An 18,520-nucleotide genomic window follows, 5' to 3' on the forward strand; every position below is an offset into this window, starting at 1 on the left:
TTATCACAAAAACATTCGCCTTTTTTAATATGATTCGCAAAAATTTGGGAGGTATAAATTATGTGGTTCTTTTTCTATTTTGATGAAGAAACGAATGAAACAAAAGAAATGACTGTCGAACAGCCTCTAATTGATTTGGGTAGTGGTGAATTCGAATTTCTCAATGATAATATCCGCTATCTATGGCATAAACAAGAAGAGGAATGGTATTTTTCCATTGTAGATGTAGTGCAAGTGCTGACGGGGAGTTCTGACGGACGGAAATACTGGAATAAGTTAAAGCAACGTCTAAAAGAAGAAGGTAGTGAACTGGTGACAAATTGTCACCAGTTGAGATTGAAAGCTGCAGATGGCAAGAGGAAGAATAGAACTTCATAGTTTTTTCATAGTATTTAATCAGGAGGGGTAAACATGAAAACTGCTGCAGTATATATCCGTGTTTCAACAGACGAGCAAACTGAGCACAGCCCGGAGTCTCAGCTGAACGAAATAAAAAAATATGCAGAACGGAACGATATCTTGGTGGATCCGGACTACATATTTACTGACGCTGGAATCAGCGGTCGCAAAGCAGATAAGCGACCGGAGTTTCAGCGCATGATTTCTGTTGCTAAGTCTAAACAAAGACCTTTCGATATTATTTTAGTGTGGAAATTTTCCCGCTTTGCCCGTAATCAGGAGGAGAGTATCGTATATAAATCTCTGCTCCGGAAAGAATGTGGCATTGATGTCGTTTCTATCAGTGAAGATGTCGGCGACAATATCTTCGGCTCTCTGATTGAGCGTAATATCGAATGGTTTGACGAGTTCTATTCTATCCAGCTAAGCCACGAAGTGAAAACCAAAATGACTCTCGTTGCTGAAAAAGGTATGGTTCAAACCATTGCGCCTTTTGGATACAGCAAAAAACATCACGAGACTATGCAGATTGTTCCGCCGGAAGCCAAATGGATAAAATGGATTTTCTCTTCTTTCATTTCCGGCAAATCCATCCTTTCCATTGCCGCACATCTGAACGACTGCGGCGTTAGGACGCACCGCGGCAACAAATTTGACAACCGCGGTATCGAATATATCCTGCATAATCCGATGTACTGCGGCTATGTACGCTGGACGCCGACCGGAATTACCTTGAGTAAACGAATTTTCGACTCGGAGGATACTATCATCAGGAAGGGCGATTTTGAGCCAATTATTTCAGAAGATGTTTTTCAGCAAGCACAGGAGCTTTTACAGAAGCGAAAGAAGAACCGGAAGAAATACGCAAAGCCCAACGATGTAAAAGGGCACTGGCTTTCTGGGCTTGTCCGCTGCAGTAACTGCGGCGCTAATCTGACCTACAGTAAGGCGCATAATGGATTTCAGTGCTACAAGTACGCTAAAGGGCAATGCGATAAATCCCATTACATCAGCGCAAGGAAGCTGGAAGCAGCTTTCACTTCTGCGCTGGAAAGTGTCGTTGTTACCGATGAGTTCATAAAGGAATCAACCCCTGTTGAGAACCCGGAGGCTGTTGCCGATTTTGAAAAAGAGCTCGATAAGCTGAATGCTATGCTTGCCCGCGTAAAAATGTCCTACATGGAAGGCATTGATACTGTAGATGAGTACGCCTTTAACAAAAAACGTATCACAGCGGAGATTGACCGCATCAAAGAACTAAAAAAAGAAGCTGAATCTAACCAAAATTTGAAAACCATTCCCGAAATTAAGTCTACCATTTCTGACATTTTATCCCTTATAAGGAGCGATTATACAATTAACGAAAAGAATGTCGCAATCGCTGAAATAGTTGATTTTTCAACGTTTTTCAAGGGTGAAAAATCGTTAAAAATCTTTTTTCGTCTGTAAATCATATGCAAAAGCAATATGCACCGCCATATTGGCTGATAATAAACTTCGCCATGGCCGGATTTGGATTTTTGATTTTTACAGGGTATTCTAATTTCTTCTCATAAGTCCACATACTAATCCTCCATTTCCCACGGCCAAGGTGTTTCTACCCATGCCCAGCCGTTATCGGTGTTGGTATCCTGCGCAGTCAAAGGACCAAACTGCTGCTCATACTCTTCCACAGCCTGCAGATACCGCATTCTTGTACTCGCATAAAAATCCAGTGCTTCCCTGTTGGTCGGGTGGGTATCAAGGAACAGTCCTGTATCAATCAGTGCAAAGTCATACATCTGCACCTGTCTCATTGCTTCTTCTCTCGTCATCTTCTCATACCTCCCTGTGCGCCCAGAAACGGTAAATTCAGGTCAGGGAAAATCGTTCCTGCCTTCAGACCCTCTTCGTATTCATACGGATTCTGCCATCTCTGCCAAGGCACATATGCCATAGCAAGCATCATTTTCTGCTGCGGCGGCTGCACACTGCAGTTCTGACAGCTGTCATCGTACAGACATGGCATACATGCAGATGTCTGCGGCGGTCTCGATGGCTGTGACGGCTCTGACGGCTGCGGTGGTTGTGGTGATGGCGCAACAGGTCCCTGCGGCGGCGTCGGCGGCGTTTCATCGCAAGCCGGTTTATCGCAGTCACAAGTGCCGCAAAGGTCCGATTCGCCTAAAATAATCGGCATACCAATATAAGGCTCCATTTTATTCAAAAGAAAAACCCCTTTCACAGTAAGATACTTTATACTATGTCAGGGATTCTTCTTTTGTGACTATTTTTTCGCTTCAGGTGCAGGAGCAATCTCCTTCAGAATCTTTTTACATGCCAGCATTTTTGCATAGCTTTCTACCGCCATGGTCAGTGCCAGCTCAGCAAGACTTTCCTTGCTTTCTTCTTCGCAAAGCCTGCTTGCTGTCTCCGTAAAAGTTTCATCTAAAATCTCAAGATATTGGTCGTAAAATGTTCGGATATCGCTGTGCTCCATCTCCTTCTCCAAAAGGGCTCCCGTCTCACTGACACTGAGCACCTGTTTTAAAAGACAGATTGCCGTCAGATAGGCAAGATGTTCTCTGCTGTACCGCTTTCCCTTTGCCCTTGGAAGCAGCCCATGTTTCACATAATTATTAATCATAGCTGCAGTCAAACTCTCATCGCCTAAAGGCTCAAGCCCGATATGTTGCCTGCTCATATAGCTGATGACCTGATCCATATAAAGATCAATATCCGGAATCTGGTCCCAGCCCTCAGGACGCATATTCTTTAGCTGCTCTTTAAATAGCTTTAATTCTTCCATTCCGTTTCTCCATATCGTGTTTCGTCATTTTCATTATTTTATTTCACTATATTTTAAAACGTTTATAAGAATTTTGCAAGATATTTTACAGCTTGCTCATGACGTAATCGGCAAACTCTTTGCAGGTAGCCCCAGAAGCAAAACCAGTTACCACTACTTTCTTCTCTTTTTCGCTGCATTCTTCCAATACAGCTGCCAGCCTGTCTGCCTTAGCTGTCAATCCGATGTGCCGAATCATCATTTCTGCAGCCTTGAAAATACTGGACGGGTTGGCATAATCGCCAAGACCCTCCTCTATCATTCTCGGTGCGCTGCCATGAATGGCTTCAAACATGGCGTACTGGTCGCCCATATTTGCGCTTCCTGCAGTACCTACGCCACCCTGAATTTCTGCTGCTTCATCGGTGATGATGTCACCGTAAAGATTTGGCAGCACAAATACCTGAAACTGATTTCTGATATCCTTGTTCACTAAGTTAGCAGTCATAATATCGATGTACCAGTCGTCCGCTTTGATGCCTGGATATTCTGCCGCCACCTCATGACATATTCTAGTAAAATTGCCGTCCGTCTTTTTCATGATATTTGCCTTGGTCACAATTGCTACACAGCCTTTTCCATTTGCCTTGGCATATTCAAAGGCAGCCTTTGCAATTCTGCGGGTTCCAGGCTCTGTAGTTACTTTAAAATCCATCGAAAGCTTGCCAGGCACTTCAACGCCCCGGCTTCCCAAAACGTACTCGCCCTCCGTATTTTCTCTGTAGAAAATCCAGTCAATCCCTTCTTCTGGTACTTGCACCGGGCGAACGTTAGCATATAAATCTAATTCTCTACGAAGAGTAACATTGGCACTTTCCAAAGTGCCGCCCTTTGGTGTAGTAGTCGGTCCTTTGAGCAGCACATCGCAGGATTTAATTTCTGCAAGGACATCTTCCGGCACAGCTTTTCCAAGCGCCATTCTGTTCTCAATAGTCAGGCCGTCAATTTTTTTCAGCACAATACGTCCTTCTGCGATTTCCTCAGCCAGCACCTTGTTCAGAAGTCTATCTGCCTGCTCCATGATAATAGGTCCTATTCCATCACCACCAACAATGCCAATGGTTATTTTCTCCATAGACGTAAAATCCTTAGGTACACTGCTGGTTTCCATTTTTTCTGTTCGCGCAAGCTGTTCCAAAAGCAGTGTACGAAACTGCTCGCAGGCTTTTTCAATATATGTATCCATCTTATTTTCCCTCTTTTGCTACGTATTTCAAAAGGCTCCCTGCCTTTAGAATTTCTTTCTGTCTCTGTGTAAAATTGCATTCCAGCGGAATTTCCTCACCGGTAGACAGGTTCGTCAGTGTAATCTTTCCGCTGTCCATACCTGCATAGATATCCGAAAGTTTCAGCTTATCCCCTTGAGACACTTTATCGTAATCCTCAGGATTTTGAAAGGTCAGCGGCATAATACCGGCATTAATGAGATTCGCAGCGTGAATTCGAGCAAAACTCTTAGTAATGACAGTGCGAACCCCCAGATAAAGTGGAACCAGCGCAGCATGCTCTCTGGAAGAACCCTGCCCATAGTTGTTTCCGCCTACGATGATACTCTCTCCCGCCGCCTTTGCTCTTTCCGGGAAGGTTTCATCGCACACACCGAAGCAGTACTGAGACAGGTGCGGAATGTTGGAGCGGTACGGCAGAATCTTTGCGCCTGCCGGCATAATGTGGTCTGTGGTGATGTTATCGCTAACTTTAAGCACCAACTCTGCTTCCAGACTGTCCTCCTGAGGTTTGCTGCTTGGAAAAGCCTTGATGTTCGGTCCTCGTAGAATCGGAAGTTCCTTTGCCTCCTCAACTGGTGCAGGTGCAATAATCGCACTATCATCAATTTTAAAGGCATCCGGCATAACAACTTCCGGCATCTCCCCAAGAAGCATAGGATCTGTAATCTCGCCGGTCAGTGCCGCTGCAACAGCGGTTTCCGGAGAAACCAGATATACTTTTCCATCGGCTGTGCCGGAACGCCCTTCAAAGTTTCTATTAAAAGTTCTAAGAGATACGCCGCCGGAATTTGGCGAAAATCCCATGCCGATACATGGTCCGCAGGCACACTCCAGTACTCTTGCACCGCTGGCTAAAATATCCGACAAAGCGCCGCAGTCAGCCAACATTGTCAGCACCTGCTTGGAGCCTGGTGAAATAGACAGACTTACCTCCGGTTTGATAGTCTTGCCTTTCAGCATAGCAGCCACTTTCAGCATGTCATACAGTGAAGAGTTAGTGCAGGAGCCAATGCAGACCTGATCCACCTTGGTACCTTTCAGAGTATGTACCGGCACTACATTATCCGGACTGTGAGGACATGCAATCATCGGCTGCAGCGCAGACAAATTAATGTCGATGATACGGTCGTACACTGCGTCAGAATCGCTGGAAAGAGGCATATAATCTTCTTCTCTGCCCTCCGCCGCCAAAAATGCGCGGGTTACCTCATCAGACGGGAAGATAGATGTGGTTGCGCCCAGTTCTGTGCCCATATTGGTAATAGTAGCTCTTTCCGGTACAGACAGAGTTTCTACGCCTGGACCTGCCCACTCAATGATGGCGCCTACGCCGCCCTTTACGGACAGAATACGCAGAATTTCCAGACTAATATCCTTTGCAGTCACAAAAGGATTCAGCTTTCCGGTCAAATTCACCTTGTACATCTTTGGCATGGTGATATAATAAGCGCCGCCGCCCATAGCAACTGCCACATCAAGGCCGCCCGCACCCATGGCGAGCATGCCGATACCTCCGCCTGTCGGCGTGTGGCTGTCAGATCCAATCAGAGTCTTGCCCGGTTTGCCAAAGCGCTCCAGGTGCACCTGATGACAAATGCCGTTGCCCGGTCTTGAAAAGTACAAGCCGTACTTCTTTGCCATAGACTGAATGAATCTATGATCGTCAGCATTTTCAAAACCAGACTGCAGCGTGTTATGGTCAATATAGGCAACAGAAAGCTCCGTTCTGACTCTAGGAATGCCCATGGTCTCAAATTCCAGATAAGCCATGGTGCCAGTTGCGTCCTGCGTCAGAGTCTGGTCTATCTTCAGTGCTATTTCACTGCCTGGTGTCATATCTCCGCTGATTAAATGTTCTTTAATGATCTTCTGTGCTATTGTCAGTCCCATACTGTTCGTTCACCTCCATGATATTGTTGTATGCGTGGTCAATATGCAAAAGCATAATCGTTTCAATCTTATCACCATCTTTATCTGCAATGGCATTATAAAGAGATTTGTGCTCTGCTACAGACGCCACAATCCTGTGAGATTTTTCCAGAGAAAGCCGCCTAAACTTCATCATCTTGTGATGGATTGGAGACAGGATCGTCTCAAAAGTCACACTGCCGCATTCTCTATAAAGGATATCGTGAAACTCCGTATCCAGGTCCCTCACCTTGATGACGTCACCTTTCTGCGCAAAAAATTCCTGCTGCTCTACATTTTCTTTCAGCGCTGCAAGCCCCTCTTCGCTGATATTCTCTGCCGCTCTTCTCGTTGCGATGATTTCGATTCTGCGTTTCACTTCAAACAAGTCTTTGACATCATTTTCTGTCACACCTACAACTACAGTCCCCTGCGGAGAATCTTTAATCAGCTTCTCGTGGGCCAGCTTTGCCATAGCCTCTCTGATTGGCGTTCTGCTGACACCCAGTTCCTCAGAAAGTCTGGTCTCACTGATGATTTCCCCTGGCGCATAAGTGCCGCTCAAAATGTTGTATTCTAATCTATCATAAACCTGATTTGCAAGAGAAATAGTCTTATATTCAATCATGGTAAGCCTCCTTACTGTTCACTCTCAGACGTTAATTCCCGAACCTTATCTTCCAGCTCTTTGTTAGATAAGCTGGTGGTTCGTCCGTCTGCATACATCTCATCAACCCATTCCTTCAGGGTGTGCACAATAGGCGTATCCTTGGACATTTTCTCCTCGCCGCAAAGGCCGTAATGCTCGTTCATCCAGTATGCAATGCCCGCAAGACCGCTGGTCTTGCTGACCGCAACCCCCGGCGTTCTTCCAAGAAGTTTCTTCGTGTCAAAGATATTGTAAATTTCCTCGTCCTTCATTAGCCCGTCGGCATGAATGCCTGCCTTCGTCACATTGAAATTCTCACCAACAAACGGCGTCATCGGTGGAATATTGTATCCCATCTTATCTCTGAAATATCTTCCGATTTCAGTAATTGCTGTCGGATCCATACCGTCCATGGAACCTTTCAGAGAGGCATATTCAAAGACCATAGCCTCAAGCGGGACATTTCCTGTACGTTCTCCAATACCCAGCAGAGAGCAGTTTACAGCGCAGGCACCGTAGAGCCACGCTGTAGAAGCATTCGCCACAGACTTATAAAAGTCATTATGCCCGTGCCACTCCAGCATCTCGCTGGGAACACCGGAGTACTGCTGCAATCCGTAAATAATTCCAGATACACTCCTTGGCAGCGCCGCTCCATTATACGGAACGCCATAACCCATAGTATCACAGGCTCTGATTTTTACCGGCACGCCAGCCTCCCTGGAAAGCTTCATAATCTCATTGACAAAAGGCACTACAAAGCCATAAAAATCTGCCCTGGTGATATCCTCCAGGTGACATCTAGGCACTACACCCTCCTCAAAGGCTTCTCGAATCGTTTCAAGATAGTAGTCCACCGCCTGTCTTCTCGTCATGTTCATCTTCTTAAAAATGTGGTAATCACTGCAGGATACCAAAATTCCGGTTTCCTTAATCCCCAGTTCTTTTACCAGACGAAAATCCTCTCGTTTCGCACGAATCCATGTAGTGATTTCCGGGAATTTCAAATCCAGTTCCATGCATTTTTCTACTGCCTGGCGGTCTTTTTTCGTATAAATAAAAAACTCAGACTGACGAATCAGTCCATATGGTCCGCCCAGTCTGGAAAGCAATTTGTATAGATCTACAATCTGCTCTACAGTATAAGGAGCCATAGATTGCTGTCCGTCTCGAAAGGAAGTATCTGTAATCCAAATATCTTCGGGCATGTTCATCGGCACCCGCCTATGGTTAAACACCACCTTCGGCACCTCAGAATAATTGTACATATCTCTATATAAATTGGGCTGCGGAATATCCTGCAAGTCATATTTATAGGTTGGTTGTTCCAACAGATTAGATTTCCTCGATATCTCTATCATATTTCTACCTCCTTTTTCCTTCATCCGCTTTTGTGCATTAACGCATTCGATTATCTGTATACAAGTATAATTGTTTTCATCTTGTTTGTCAATAGAATATGTATAATTGTTCTTAAATTGTTTTCACATTTTACTCATATCTTCTATCTTATGCAGGCACTGCTGCCCGTACAACGCATTTCCAATAAAAAAAGAGACTGTGTATTACAGTCCCAAAATTTCTTTTATTAGCTCCGGTCTTTCCGGTTTTTCTTTTCCTATCACAAAAGCCTTCTCCGCTTCCTTTACAGCAGCCGCCAGCTTTCCTTTACTGCTGCCGTAAAGGGTAGCCAAAACTTCTCCTTTGGCTGCCTTGTCGCCAACTTTGCGATGAAGGTAAATGCCCGCCGCCAAATCCACGGAATCTTCCTTCGACTGTCTGCCGGCGCCGGTATGCTGCGAAGCAAGCCCAATTGCCCTGGCGTCAATAGACGTAATAAAGCCAGCTTCAGGCGCAGTGAGTTCCATGCTGTACGCAGCCGACGGAAGCAAATCGTAGTCCTCTATGACCGCCGGATTTCCACCCTGTCTGGTAATCAGCGTTTTCAGCTTTGCCAATGCCGCCCCGCTGTACAGCGCCTGTTTCGCCATCATTTCTCCTTCTGCCGCAGTTTTTGCTCTTGCACCGAGGAAAATCATCACTCCTGCCAGTTTCAGAGAAAGTTCTGTGATATCCGCAGGACCATTGCCTTTAAGGGTCTCGATGGCCTCGATGACTTCCAAACTGTTTCCTACAGCGTGGCCCAGCGGCTGATTCATATCGGTCACTACCGCTACAGTTTTCTTGCCCGCTGCGCTGCCAATTTCGCACATCAGACTGCCCAGCTCCTCTGCCGCCGCCTGATTTTCCATAAAAGCGCCGCTGCCGCATTTTACATCTAGTACAATGGCATCGCTGCCTGCAGCAAGCTTTTTGCTCATAATGCTGGAGGCAATCAAGCTGAGATTTTCCACCGTGCCCGTCACATCCCGCAGTGCATAGATTTTTTTATCAGCCGGCGTGATATGGGCGGTCTGACCGATGACGGCAATGCCCGCCTCATTGACCTGTTTCAGGAAAGCTGCTGGCTCAAGGGTGGTCTGAAATCCAGGAATGGCCTCCAGCTTATCCACAGTTCCACCTGTAAATCCAAGGCCTCTGCCGCTCATCTTTGCGATAGGAATGCCGCATGCTGCAGCAAGGGGCGCACAAATCAGCGTGGTTTTATCTCCCACGCCGCCGGTGGAATGCTTATCTACCTTGATGCCGGAAATTCCAGACAAATCCACCGTATCGCCGGAATATCGCATAGCGTCAGTCAGCGCAAAGGTCTCTTCCTTATCCATCTTCTGGAAATAAATCGCCATCAAAAGTGCCGCCGCCTGATAATCAGGAATGTCGCCCTGCGCATAGCCCTTGACAAAAAATCCGATCTCCTCTGTTGTCAGTTTACCGCCGTCCCGTTTCTTTACGATGATATCGTTCATATTCATTTTAAAATCTCCTCTAAGAAGCTCTCTCCAATTGCAGTTTTTTCAGCACCTAAGTATGCCGCAATGCTCGCCCCGATATCAGCAAAGGATTTGCGCGTACCTAAATCGGTGCCTGCTTTGACATGCTTTCCATAGACCACCAGCGGAATGTACTCTCTGGTGTGATCCCATCCAGCGTGTACCGGATCGTTGCCGTGATCAGCACAAATCATTAGAATATCGTCCTCACCCATAGCTGCTGTGATTTCAGGAAGTCTTCTGTCAAACTCCATAATCGCTCTGCCGTAGCCTTCTGCGTCTCTTCTGTGACCGAATTTAGAGTCAAAATCCACAAGGTTTGTAAAAATTAGACCGCCAAAATCATCAGCCAGCGCCTTGATGGTCTGATCCACTCCGTCCATGTTGCTCTCTGTATGTATCGAGGTGGTAACACCGCTGCCGTTGAAAATATCGCTGATTTTACCGACAGCATAAACGTTCTGTCCCGCTTCACTGACAAAATCCAGGAGCGTTTTCTGCGGCGGTGAAACGGCATAGTCCTTTCTGTCTGAGGTCCTGACCCGCTTTCCGTCTTCCATTACATAAGGTCTTGCGATAACTCTACCGCAAGCAAACTCTCCGGTGAGAAGTTCTCTCGCCGCCTGGCAGATTTCGTAAAGCCTTGGCAGCGGAATCACCGCCGTATTTGCAGCAATCTGAAAAACGCTGTCAGCCGATGTATAGACGATAGGCTTGCCGCTAGCCTCGTGCTCCGCTCCAAGCTGCTCGATAATTTCTGTGCCGGAAGCCGGATAATTGCCCAAACAGGAAATTCCGATTTTTTCCTCAAAAGCATCCATAAACGCCTTCGGAAATCCGTCCGGATAAGTCTTAAAGGGTGTCCTTGTTTCAATTCCGGCAATTTCCCAATGGCCTGTAATAGTATCCTTTCCTTTAGAAACCTCTGCCAGCCTGCCGAAAGCGCCTTTTGGTGCATCTTCCCTAAGCGCACCTTCAAGGACACCTTCAATATTGCCAAAGCCCATTTTTTTCAGGTTTGGCACCGCAAAGCCGGGCGTATTTGCCGCCGCATGGGCAAAGGTATTTGCTCCCATATCTCCATAGCTGGCTGCATCAGGAAGTGCCCCTACACCCACACTGTCTGTCACCATCAAAATTACTCTTCTCATTTCCTAATCACCTGCTTTCTATTCTTCTGACTGATAAATAAGTTCCGGTTTTCCCTCCAGAAAATCGAGAGAAACCAATCTATATTCTACACCGTCAAGTCGTCCTTTTAGTCCGTTTTTAAATGCGTCCTTTCCATGAAGGTGCCCATAAACACAGGTTTTCACCCCATGTTCTGCCATCAAAGCGGTAAATCCTGACGGCTGCAATTTGTCGTTAGTAGGCGGAAAATGCAAAGCCGCAACGATATGCTCTGCGCCCTGCCTCTTTGCTTCATCCAAAGACAGTCCAAGACGAATCAGTTCCCTTTCGTAGATCTTTTTATCGTGGGCGGAAAAGCCGTCACTTCCGGGGCACACCCATCCGCGGCTACCACAAACTGCCACGCTGCCAGCCATATAACATTTGTTCTGCAGGAACGTAATATCATCAAACAGTTTATTCAGCTTGCTGACAGAGGTCCACCACAAATCGTGGTTTCCCTTGGTAATCACCTTTCTGCCCGGCAGCTGGTGAATCCACGCAAGGTCAGCCATAGCTTCCTCCTGCCTGAGTCCCCAGGAAATATCTCCCGGTAGAATTACCACATCTTCTCTTGTAACAAGACGCTTCCAGTGGTTCGCCACATTTTCTGCATGGTTTTGCCATCTGCTTCCAAAAATATCCATCGGTTTTTCAATGCGTGCATCCATGGACAAATGTAAATCAGCAATTGCAAATATCTTCACCTTTTATTTCTCCTCTAAATCAAGCAAAACTGCAGATTCATCGTCGTTTAAGGTCGTCACCTTGCGCAGCTTGCTGCGAATCATCCGCGAGCGAGTGCCCACCAGCTTGTCAAGATCGTCGTTTGCCTGATTGATTTTTTTCTGCGCTGCCGCAAGAACGCTTTCAAATTTTTCAAATTCATTTTTTACAGCACCCAAAATATCCCATACCTCACTGGAATGTTTCTGGATTGCCAAAGTCTTAAAGCCCATCTGCAGACTGTTGAGCAGCGCTGCCATGGTAGTCGGACCTGCGATATTGACCTTATAGTCTCTCTGCAGCGTCTCCACAAGTCCGCGCCGCACCACTTCCGCATAAAGTCCCTCAAAAGGCAGGAACATAATGCCAAAGTCCGTTGTATTTGGCGGTTCTACGTATTTATCACGAATATCCTTTGCTTCGGATTTGATAATACGTTCCAAGTTCTTTCCTGCTGCTTCGATGGCTGCACTGTCTCCCTCATCATATGCGTCGACCAGCTTTGCATATGCATCTGCAGGAAATTTTGCATCGATAGGGAGGTAAACAGTTCTATCGTCCTCACCCGGCAGCTTCACTGCATATTCGACACGCTCAGAGCCAGTGCTTCTGGTCGTCACATTTTCCTCATACTGATCAGGTGACAATATCTGTTCCAAAATGGCTCCCAGCTGAATTTCACCGAGAATTCCTCTAGTCTTTACATTGGAAAGAACCTTCTTCAAATCGCCTACCCCCGTTGCCAGAGTCTGCATTTCGCCGAGACCTTTATAAACCTGCTCCAGTCTCTCGCTGACCAGCTTAAAGGACTGCCCAATGCGATCCTCTAAAGTTTTCTGCAGCTTCTCATCTACAGTCTGGCGCATTTGCTCAAGTTGCTTGTTATTATCTTCCGTAAGCTCACCAATTTTCTGCGACATGGTGCTGCGAATGTTTTCCAACTTCTGCTCATTTTCCATGGTCATATAACGAAATCTCTCACTCAGTTCCGCAAGGCGCTTGTCCTGCATTTGAGTTACCTCTTTCTGGTTTCCGCTTACCATATCCCCAAAGTTCTTAAAAGAATTATTTATGTATTGAATGGTCTCCACTCTGGATTCCTTGATTTCTTTCTGCACCGCCGAAAACTTGCCCAGCACTGCAATGAGAAGGATCAGAATGATAACGCCCAGTATCACCAATGCGATATCCATCATTTTGCCTTACCTCTTTCTTTCATTAAAGTTTCTTTTACTCATACATATATAGTATACCATTTTTTGAAAGGATTCAAAAGTAGAAATGTGTAATCTCCTATCACTTTTAGACTGTATTTTTTTCGGTGAATTCGGACTTTTCACCCTCACCCCCAGATATCTGCTTCTAGTTCTATTTCCCGTCATGGTATTTCTTGGAATACTAGGACAGATTCTCCCCAAAATCCCATTTCTTAAAACCACTTCTCCTCTGATCAATCAACTTTTCTACGGATTTATAGGACTGGGCTGCACCACCTGTGCCTTAGCTGCGCTGACACCATTGACCGATTCCAAAAGTCGCAGCCGCATGGCACTGATCCTCATTTTGCTGGTTCCATGTTCTGCCCAGCTTACCCTCCTTGCCGCCTTTGCATCCATGGTTACCTTACGAGTCTTTTTAGTGTTTTTTCTGTTTTTTGTTCTGTTCGCCGGGGTTTTATACTTAGGGCTGGGGATGCTGTTTCCACTGACAGATACCATGGTAAAGCCGGAAAGCGCAAACGGAAACTTTTCTATTCTGCAAATCCTAAGAGAAGCCTTTCGATCAGTATCTGATACCGCACCAGCATTCTGCGCTGGCAGTGTTATTATCAGTATTCTTCTTTACTTCGGCACCTTAGATGCATTATCTTCTCTCTGTGCACCAATACTTGAGAATGTGTTTCACTTGCCTTCCGAAGCTGCATCTTTGCTGCTTTTAAACATTCTAAAACGGGATTTCGGTGCAGCATCTTTACTCTCCCTTGCAGGAAGCGGCATATTCAGCGCTGCCCAGCTTTTGAGCTGCGTGGTAATGATGACCTTTTCTGTGCCTTGCTTTAACTCCGCAGTCCTTCTGGTAAAACAACAAAGACTTCCCGGTGCCATATGTATCTGGCTAGGAAGTCTTATGATTTCTTTACTGACAGGCAAAATCGTCTGCGAAGTACTCTTTATATGCGGCTTCTAGTTTTTTCAGTTCTCAAGCTGCACCTGCCCGCACATAGCTTCGGTCCTCTCGCCGCCTTTGCAGCGTCCATCGTAGTTGCACGATAGGAAGCAGTAATCTGATAATATGCCTCCATCCGATCTTTTTATGCCCGCTGATAGTCCATGCTGCTACCTCCTTATTGCTTCTATTTTACTATGATTTCAAAAAAACGTCTATAATTTTTGATATAGTTTTCGAGTCCAATCCGCCGTTCTCATCATCATACGTAATTATAAGATTTTTCCATGGCACGATTCCCGCCTTACGATACTCTTCAAGTTTGTACTCTGCATGTTCACGGTATTCCGGCTGACCCATCATACCTAAATGCTCCCAATAAAATATTTTCTGTTCTGGTACTTTCAAAATCTCAAAATCTGGATAAAAAACTTTCCCACCAATCAGAATCTGTGGCTCATAGCGATAAGTAATCTGATTCAAAAACAGCTGATTAGCTATATCCAATTCGGACTTCGACCTGACCTTATGACCCTTGATTGTTGTCATTTTCAAATGTTCCTGCAAATAGAAGTTTCTTTCCTGATTTTCATTCTCAAAGTTTTCCGGAGATGATATTCCGCACAGAGCATAACATTCCTCCGGCAGCATCTGATATGCTTTACCTAACTTAGGCAAAACTGAAAGCGGATCATAATTCTGATATTTTTCAAGTAAGCGCTCCATTGCTAAAAGATTCGTCTCAATCTGTCTAATGCTTTTCTCAAGGTAGCCTCGCTCCTTTAACTGGTCAATTAAAAGCTGCTTGCTGCCTGGGATATAAAATTCCTCTCTCCCATTAGCATTATAGTCTCTCTTATAGTAGTAGCCATTTTTCATTACCAGCTTTCCCTTCGGCAGCTTACGTAGTCGATGCTCAAAAGTCTGTTTCTGCATTTCCTGCAGACGTTTTTCATTTTCAATGATTCCTCTAATGTCTTCCATATTGTCCTTTCGTACCTATTTAAGATTTTTTGAAATAAGGTACTAATTCTTTAGCCAAAATCACAACAAAATTTCACAATTTGCTCAAGCCATGTTACAAATTATTACATTTTATCCATTATATCCTATATCCGAACAAATTGCTACCCTTCTTCACAAAAAAATAGCGACAATTTGCCGCTATTTTTAAGATTCACTTGAATTTTTATCACACTTTTGATACCTTTTTTTCAAAAATCAATATTCGGTACTAAAGCCCGTCAGCTGTCAACATTATTTCAGTGCATTCAACGCCTGATCAAAGTCTGCAATGATATCCTCGATATCTTCGCAGCCTACAGATACACGAATCAGCTCCGGTTTGATACCGCCAGCCAGCTGATCTTCTTCGCTAAGCTGTCTGTGAGTGGTGGACGCAGGATGCAGCACACTGGTTCTAATATCGCCTACATGTACCACGATACTTGCCAGTTTTAGATTTTTCAGCACTTCTTCGCCGCCGGCCTTGCCGCCCTTCGCGCCAAAAGCAAGTACGCCGCTGGCACCTTTTGGCAAATATTTCTGTGCTCTTTCATAATCCTCATCACCAGGCAGCCCCGGATATTTCACCCAATCAACCATTGGATGATTCTTAAGGAACTGTGCCAGCGCTAAAGCGTTGCTGCTGTGTCTGTCCATTCGAAGATGCAGAGTATCCAGTCCCTGGAAGGTAAGAAACGCATTCATAGGTGCCATAGTGCAGCCCAAATCTCTAAGCATCTGCGCTCTCAGCTTTACACAAAATGCCTGATTTCCAAACTTCTCAAAGTATTTCAAACCGTGATAGCTCTCATCCGGTTCTACCATGCCAGGATACTTGTCTGCATATTTATTCCAGTCGAAATTACCGCCTTCAATTACCATGCCCCCTACACTGGTTGCATGTCCGTCTGCCCACTTGGTTGTAGAGTGGGTTACAAAATTTGCACCATGCTTCAATGGCTGACACAGGTATGGAGATGCCAGAGTATTATCCACCACGAGAGGCACGCCAACCTCGCCAGCAGCCTCAGCAAACTTTTCAATATCTAGAACGGTCAATGCAGGATTTCCTAAAGATTCGCCAAAAATTGCCTTAGTATTAGGCTTTGCCTGTGCTATGATTTCTTCCTTGGAAAGGTTGTAATCGATGAAAGTAGTTTCAATCCCCATCTTTCTCAAAGTAACGTTAAACAGGTTAAATGTGCCTCCATAAATATTTCCGCATGCGATAATATGATCGCCTGCTTCACAAATATTCAGCATGGTAATCAGGTTTGCAGCCTGTCCTGCACTAGTTGCAATACCCGCAGTTCCACCCTCCAGCGCTGCCATCTTTTCTTCCAGCGCATTAACGGTTGGACTTCCCAGTCTGGTATACATAAAGTCTGCACTTTCTAAATCAAAAAGCTTAGCCACATCTTCTGCATCATAGTATCTGTAAGTGGTATTCTGGACAATCGGCAATACTTGCGGTTTCCCACTCTCTGCCTTATATCCGCTGTGAATACAGCTTGTATTGAATTTATACTCCGACATAATTTCACTCCTTTAATAAACATATTTGCCTTCTATTTTATACCAATCCCAGCATAAAATCAAATAGATAATAAGAAAGTCGGCTGCGCCGATTCTATCTATAGGTAGACTTTCTTGATATTCCGGAAATATCGAAAAATGGATATTTCCTACATAATAAAAAAGAGGTGACTGATTTTGATTGAAATTTACGGGATATTTTTTACCTTCGGACTGGGTGTACTTCTCCACTTTACCTATGAGTGGTCCGGTCGCAGTCTGCTGATTTCCTTTCTTGCTCCAACAAACGAAAGCGTCTTCGAACATTTAAAGCTTTTGCTGACTCCGTTTCTGCTTTGGAGCCTCAATGAGTACGTTCATTACGGTCAGTTTACGCAAAATTTTATCCCTGCTAAAACCATAGGGTTTCTTGCAGGGATCGTATTCATCGTATTATGTTTTTACAGCTATACCGCCATCTGTGGCAGAAATTTTCTTCCTGCAGATATCGGCATCTTTGCAGCTTCTGTGGTAATCGCCTTTAGTTCCTCCCACGCTCTCATGACTCTGGAGTTTTTAGGAAAGGTTTCCATCAGGCTCCTTTCTGGCACCGTACTGATTCTGCTGCTTCTCTTTTTTGCAGCCTGTTCTATCTGTGCACCCTATGGTCGCCTTTTTAGAAGTCCTTATCCCTGCCAGAACAAAAAGCACTGTAAGTAGCTATAATGACTACAAAAAACAGTCCTGCCGCCGGCCATATAATCCAGCTTCTGCCCCAGTCGTGGGTGAGGAGACTATAGACCAGATAAATCAGTACGATACACGGCCAGTAAATTCCGCCGATTCTGTTTGCAAAGTCCTCTCCCTTTCGCATCCCTTTTTTCATTTGCGGCGAATAGTCTTCTCTTTGCATCAGCACATTATAGCAGCCATAAGGAACGCCTGTAGTAATAAACAGGTAAACACCGCTGCCAGCCATAACAAACAAAATGCACGGCGGAATATTCTCTGCTAAGTGAAGCACCGACTCGTTGAGAATTACCGGAATCACAGAAAGAATACAGAGGAGTACGCCGACAGCAATTTTCGATGCAAACTGCGGTCTGTCTTTCTGCTGCATATCCTCCAGCATACGAATCGCACTTTCATCCAAGGAAAGGTTCTCTTTCTTCAGATAATCAAACCTGCTCATAGCTACACCATTTATAATAAACAGCACTACGGCAGCCGCAATCAGAACAAACATCAGTACCACACCCAGCGCGCTGCCTCTTTCCTCTCCGAAGATTTCTTCTCCCATGACAGGAAAAATCAGAGATACTAAAATCAACATAACTCCTGCCCCGATTCCCTGAGACAAGCGTTCCATGGAAGCAATATAAGTTCTGCACTCCTCTTTCGTTACTCTGCGCCCTGAAAACATTCCCTCAGTATGCGAATAACAACTTTCCTGCGACTTCTTGCTTTTATCAATGCCCAGCTCACAAATCAGCTCATCTACACTGCCGAATTCTGCAATAACTGTGCCTATCGCTTCATTTTCACTTTTACCTTCAGCTTTCAATGCTGTATATTTTTCCTCCATCATAAAAGCCATTTCTTGCTTTACCCTTCTGACTTCACCTGTATCCGCAAGTTCAGAAAACATGCTCTCTAAATAATTCAAAATAATTTCCACTACACATCCTCCTCTATTATAAATTTCTCCACAACCTCTTTAGTAACCTGCCATTCCCGACATTTTTCGTTGTAATAAGCTCTGCCTTCTTCTGTAATGCGGTAGTAGGTGCGGGGCTTTCCGCCGCTGGCGCTGTTTCCTGCAAAAACTTCTACATAGCCGTTCCTCTCAAGCCTGGTAAATGCCGAATAAAGGGTAGTTTCTTTGATAATATATTTCTCCTCGGTCAGTTCCTTAATCCGTTTGGAAATCTCATAGCCATAAGAGGGTGCCTCTCGTAAAAGATACAAAATCATGGTATCATTATAGCCCCGAATCACATCACTGCTAATCACCTGGCAGACCTCCTTTCCAGTA

At 45.1% G+C, this 18,520-nt stretch carries 21 protein-coding genes; 4 read left to right on the forward strand and 17 right to left on the reverse strand.

The window, feature by feature from the left end; all coding sequences use genetic code 11:
- Positions 1 to 60 precede the first annotated feature (60 nt).
- A complete protein-coding gene (locus tag NFR88_RS01520) occupies positions 61 to 378 on the forward strand; it encodes a BRO-N domain-containing protein (protein WP_251613007.1) in 318 nt (105 codons plus the stop codon).
- A gap of 33 nt (positions 379 to 411) precedes the next feature.
- Complete coding sequence (locus tag NFR88_RS01525; RefSeq protein WP_251613010.1) at positions 412 to 1,848, forward strand: recombinase family protein; 1,437 nt, start codon at positions 412 to 414, stop codon at positions 1,846 to 1,848.
- A gap of 1 nt (position 1,849) precedes the next feature.
- Here NFR88_RS01525 and NFR88_RS01530 read toward each other — a convergent pair whose 3' ends face one another.
- From NFR88_RS01530 to NFR88_RS01585, 12 genes are all read right to left on the reverse strand, one after another.
- Positions 1,850 to 1,963 (reverse strand): manganese catalase family protein, encoded by a 114-nt coding sequence (locus NFR88_RS01530; protein ID WP_465250571.1) that lies wholly within the window; start codon positions 1,961 to 1,963, stop codon positions 1,850 to 1,852.
- Position 1,964: 1 nt separating this feature from the next.
- On the reverse strand, positions 1,965 to 2,213 hold the full coding sequence (locus tag NFR88_RS01535; RefSeq protein WP_160200654.1) for a spore coat protein CotJB: 249 nt from the start codon (positions 2,211 to 2,213) through the stop codon (positions 1,965 to 1,967).
- Complete coding sequence (locus NFR88_RS01540; protein ID WP_243150976.1) at positions 2,210 to 2,596, reverse strand: spore coat associated protein CotJA; 387 nt, start codon at positions 2,594 to 2,596, stop codon at positions 2,210 to 2,212. Before NFR88_RS01540 ends, NFR88_RS01535 begins: the two co-directional genes overlap by 4 nt.
- Positions 2,597 to 2,665: 69 nt before the next feature.
- Positions 2,666 to 3,187, reverse strand: coding sequence for a DUF1836 domain-containing protein (locus NFR88_RS01545; RefSeq protein WP_160200655.1), 522 nt, complete (start codon positions 3,185 to 3,187; stop codon positions 2,666 to 2,668).
- A gap of 85 nt (positions 3,188 to 3,272) precedes the next feature.
- Positions 3,273 to 4,412: an isocitrate/isopropylmalate family dehydrogenase gene (locus NFR88_RS01550; protein WP_251613013.1), complete on the reverse strand. Its 1,140-nt coding sequence runs from the start codon at positions 4,410 to 4,412 to the stop codon at positions 3,273 to 3,275.
- Between the two features lies 1 nt (position 4,413).
- Entirely contained in the window at positions 4,414 to 6,345 is a 1,932-nt protein-coding gene (locus NFR88_RS01555) for an aconitate hydratase (protein ID WP_160200657.1), read from the reverse strand.
- Entirely contained in the window at positions 6,314 to 6,991 is a 678-nt protein-coding gene (locus tag NFR88_RS01560; protein ID WP_160200658.1) for a GntR family transcriptional regulator, read from the reverse strand. Before NFR88_RS01560 ends, NFR88_RS01555 begins: the two co-directional genes overlap by 32 nt.
- Positions 6,992 to 7,002: 11 nt before the next feature.
- Complete coding sequence (locus NFR88_RS01565; RefSeq protein ID WP_160200659.1) at positions 7,003 to 8,373, reverse strand: 2-isopropylmalate synthase; 1,371 nt, start codon at positions 8,371 to 8,373, stop codon at positions 7,003 to 7,005.
- Positions 8,374 to 8,577: 204 nt separating this feature from the next.
- Positions 8,578 to 9,885 carry a pyrimidine-nucleoside phosphorylase gene (locus NFR88_RS01570; protein WP_251613016.1) on the reverse strand — a complete coding sequence of 436 codons (1,308 nt, stop codon included), beginning with the start codon at positions 9,883 to 9,885 and terminating at the stop codon, positions 8,578 to 8,580.
- Positions 9,882 to 11,054, reverse strand: a complete 1,173-nt coding sequence (locus NFR88_RS01575; protein ID WP_251613019.1) for a phosphopentomutase — start codon at positions 11,052 to 11,054, stop codon at positions 9,882 to 9,884. The genes NFR88_RS01570 and NFR88_RS01575 overlap by 4 nt, the downstream gene beginning before the upstream one ends.
- An 18-nt stretch (positions 11,055 to 11,072) precedes the next feature.
- Positions 11,073 to 11,780, reverse strand: a complete 708-nt coding sequence (locus tag NFR88_RS01580) for a metallophosphoesterase (RefSeq protein WP_251613022.1) — start codon at positions 11,778 to 11,780, stop codon at positions 11,073 to 11,075.
- A 3-nt stretch (positions 11,781 to 11,783) separates the two neighbouring features.
- Positions 11,784 to 12,995 (reverse strand): DNA recombination protein RmuC, encoded by a 1,212-nt coding sequence (locus NFR88_RS01585; RefSeq protein ID WP_160200663.1) that lies wholly within the window; start codon positions 12,993 to 12,995, stop codon positions 11,784 to 11,786.
- Positions 12,996 to 13,179: 184 nt separating this feature from the next.
- Between NFR88_RS01585 and NFR88_RS01590 the strand changes: the two genes are divergently transcribed.
- Complete coding sequence (locus tag NFR88_RS01590; protein ID WP_251613025.1) at positions 13,180 to 13,986, forward strand: nucleoside recognition domain-containing protein; 807 nt, start codon at positions 13,180 to 13,182, stop codon at positions 13,984 to 13,986.
- Here the strand turns inward: NFR88_RS01590 and NFR88_RS15015 are convergent.
- The 3 genes from NFR88_RS15015 to NFR88_RS01600 all read right to left on the reverse strand — a co-directional run bounded on the left by NFR88_RS15015 (position 13,970) and on the right by NFR88_RS01600 (position 16,506).
- On the reverse strand, positions 13,970 to 14,101 hold the full coding sequence (locus tag NFR88_RS15015) for a hypothetical protein (protein ID WP_285813806.1): 132 nt from the start codon (positions 14,099 to 14,101) through the stop codon (positions 13,970 to 13,972). The genes NFR88_RS01590 and NFR88_RS15015 overlap by 17 nt on opposite strands.
- A gap of 59 nt (positions 14,102 to 14,160) precedes the next feature.
- On the reverse strand, positions 14,161 to 14,949 hold the full coding sequence (locus NFR88_RS01595; protein ID WP_161908716.1) for a hypothetical protein: 789 nt from the start codon (positions 14,947 to 14,949) through the stop codon (positions 14,161 to 14,163).
- 273 nt (positions 14,950 to 15,222) lie between these two features.
- Positions 15,223 to 16,506, reverse strand: coding sequence for an O-acetylhomoserine aminocarboxypropyltransferase/cysteine synthase family protein (locus NFR88_RS01600; protein ID WP_251613030.1), 1,284 nt, complete (start codon positions 16,504 to 16,506; stop codon positions 15,223 to 15,225).
- A 177-nt stretch (positions 16,507 to 16,683) separates the two neighbouring features.
- On the opposite strand from NFR88_RS01600, the gene NFR88_RS01605 reads away from it, so the two are divergent.
- Positions 16,684 to 17,205, forward strand: a complete 522-nt coding sequence (locus tag NFR88_RS01605) for a DUF6512 family protein (protein WP_251613033.1) — start codon at positions 16,684 to 16,686, stop codon at positions 17,203 to 17,205.
- Here NFR88_RS01605 and NFR88_RS01610 read toward each other — a convergent pair.
- Both NFR88_RS01610 and NFR88_RS01615 read right to left on the reverse strand, forming a co-directional pair.
- Positions 17,162 to 18,163 (reverse strand): permease prefix domain 1-containing protein, encoded by a 1,002-nt coding sequence (locus NFR88_RS01610; protein ID WP_251613038.1) that lies wholly within the window; start codon positions 18,161 to 18,163, stop codon positions 17,162 to 17,164. The genes NFR88_RS01605 and NFR88_RS01610 overlap by 44 nt on opposite strands.
- Positions 18,163 to 18,498, reverse strand: coding sequence for a PadR family transcriptional regulator (locus tag NFR88_RS01615; protein WP_330588321.1), 336 nt, complete (start codon positions 18,496 to 18,498; stop codon positions 18,163 to 18,165). Before NFR88_RS01615 ends, NFR88_RS01610 begins: the two co-directional genes overlap by 1 nt.
- Positions 18,499 to 18,520: the final 22 nt, after the last annotated feature.

Source organism: Senimuribacter intestinalis (assembly GCF_943192965.1).
Taxonomy (GTDB): Bacteria; Bacillota; Clostridia; order Peptostreptococcales; family Anaerovoracaceae; genus Senimuribacter; species Senimuribacter intestinalis.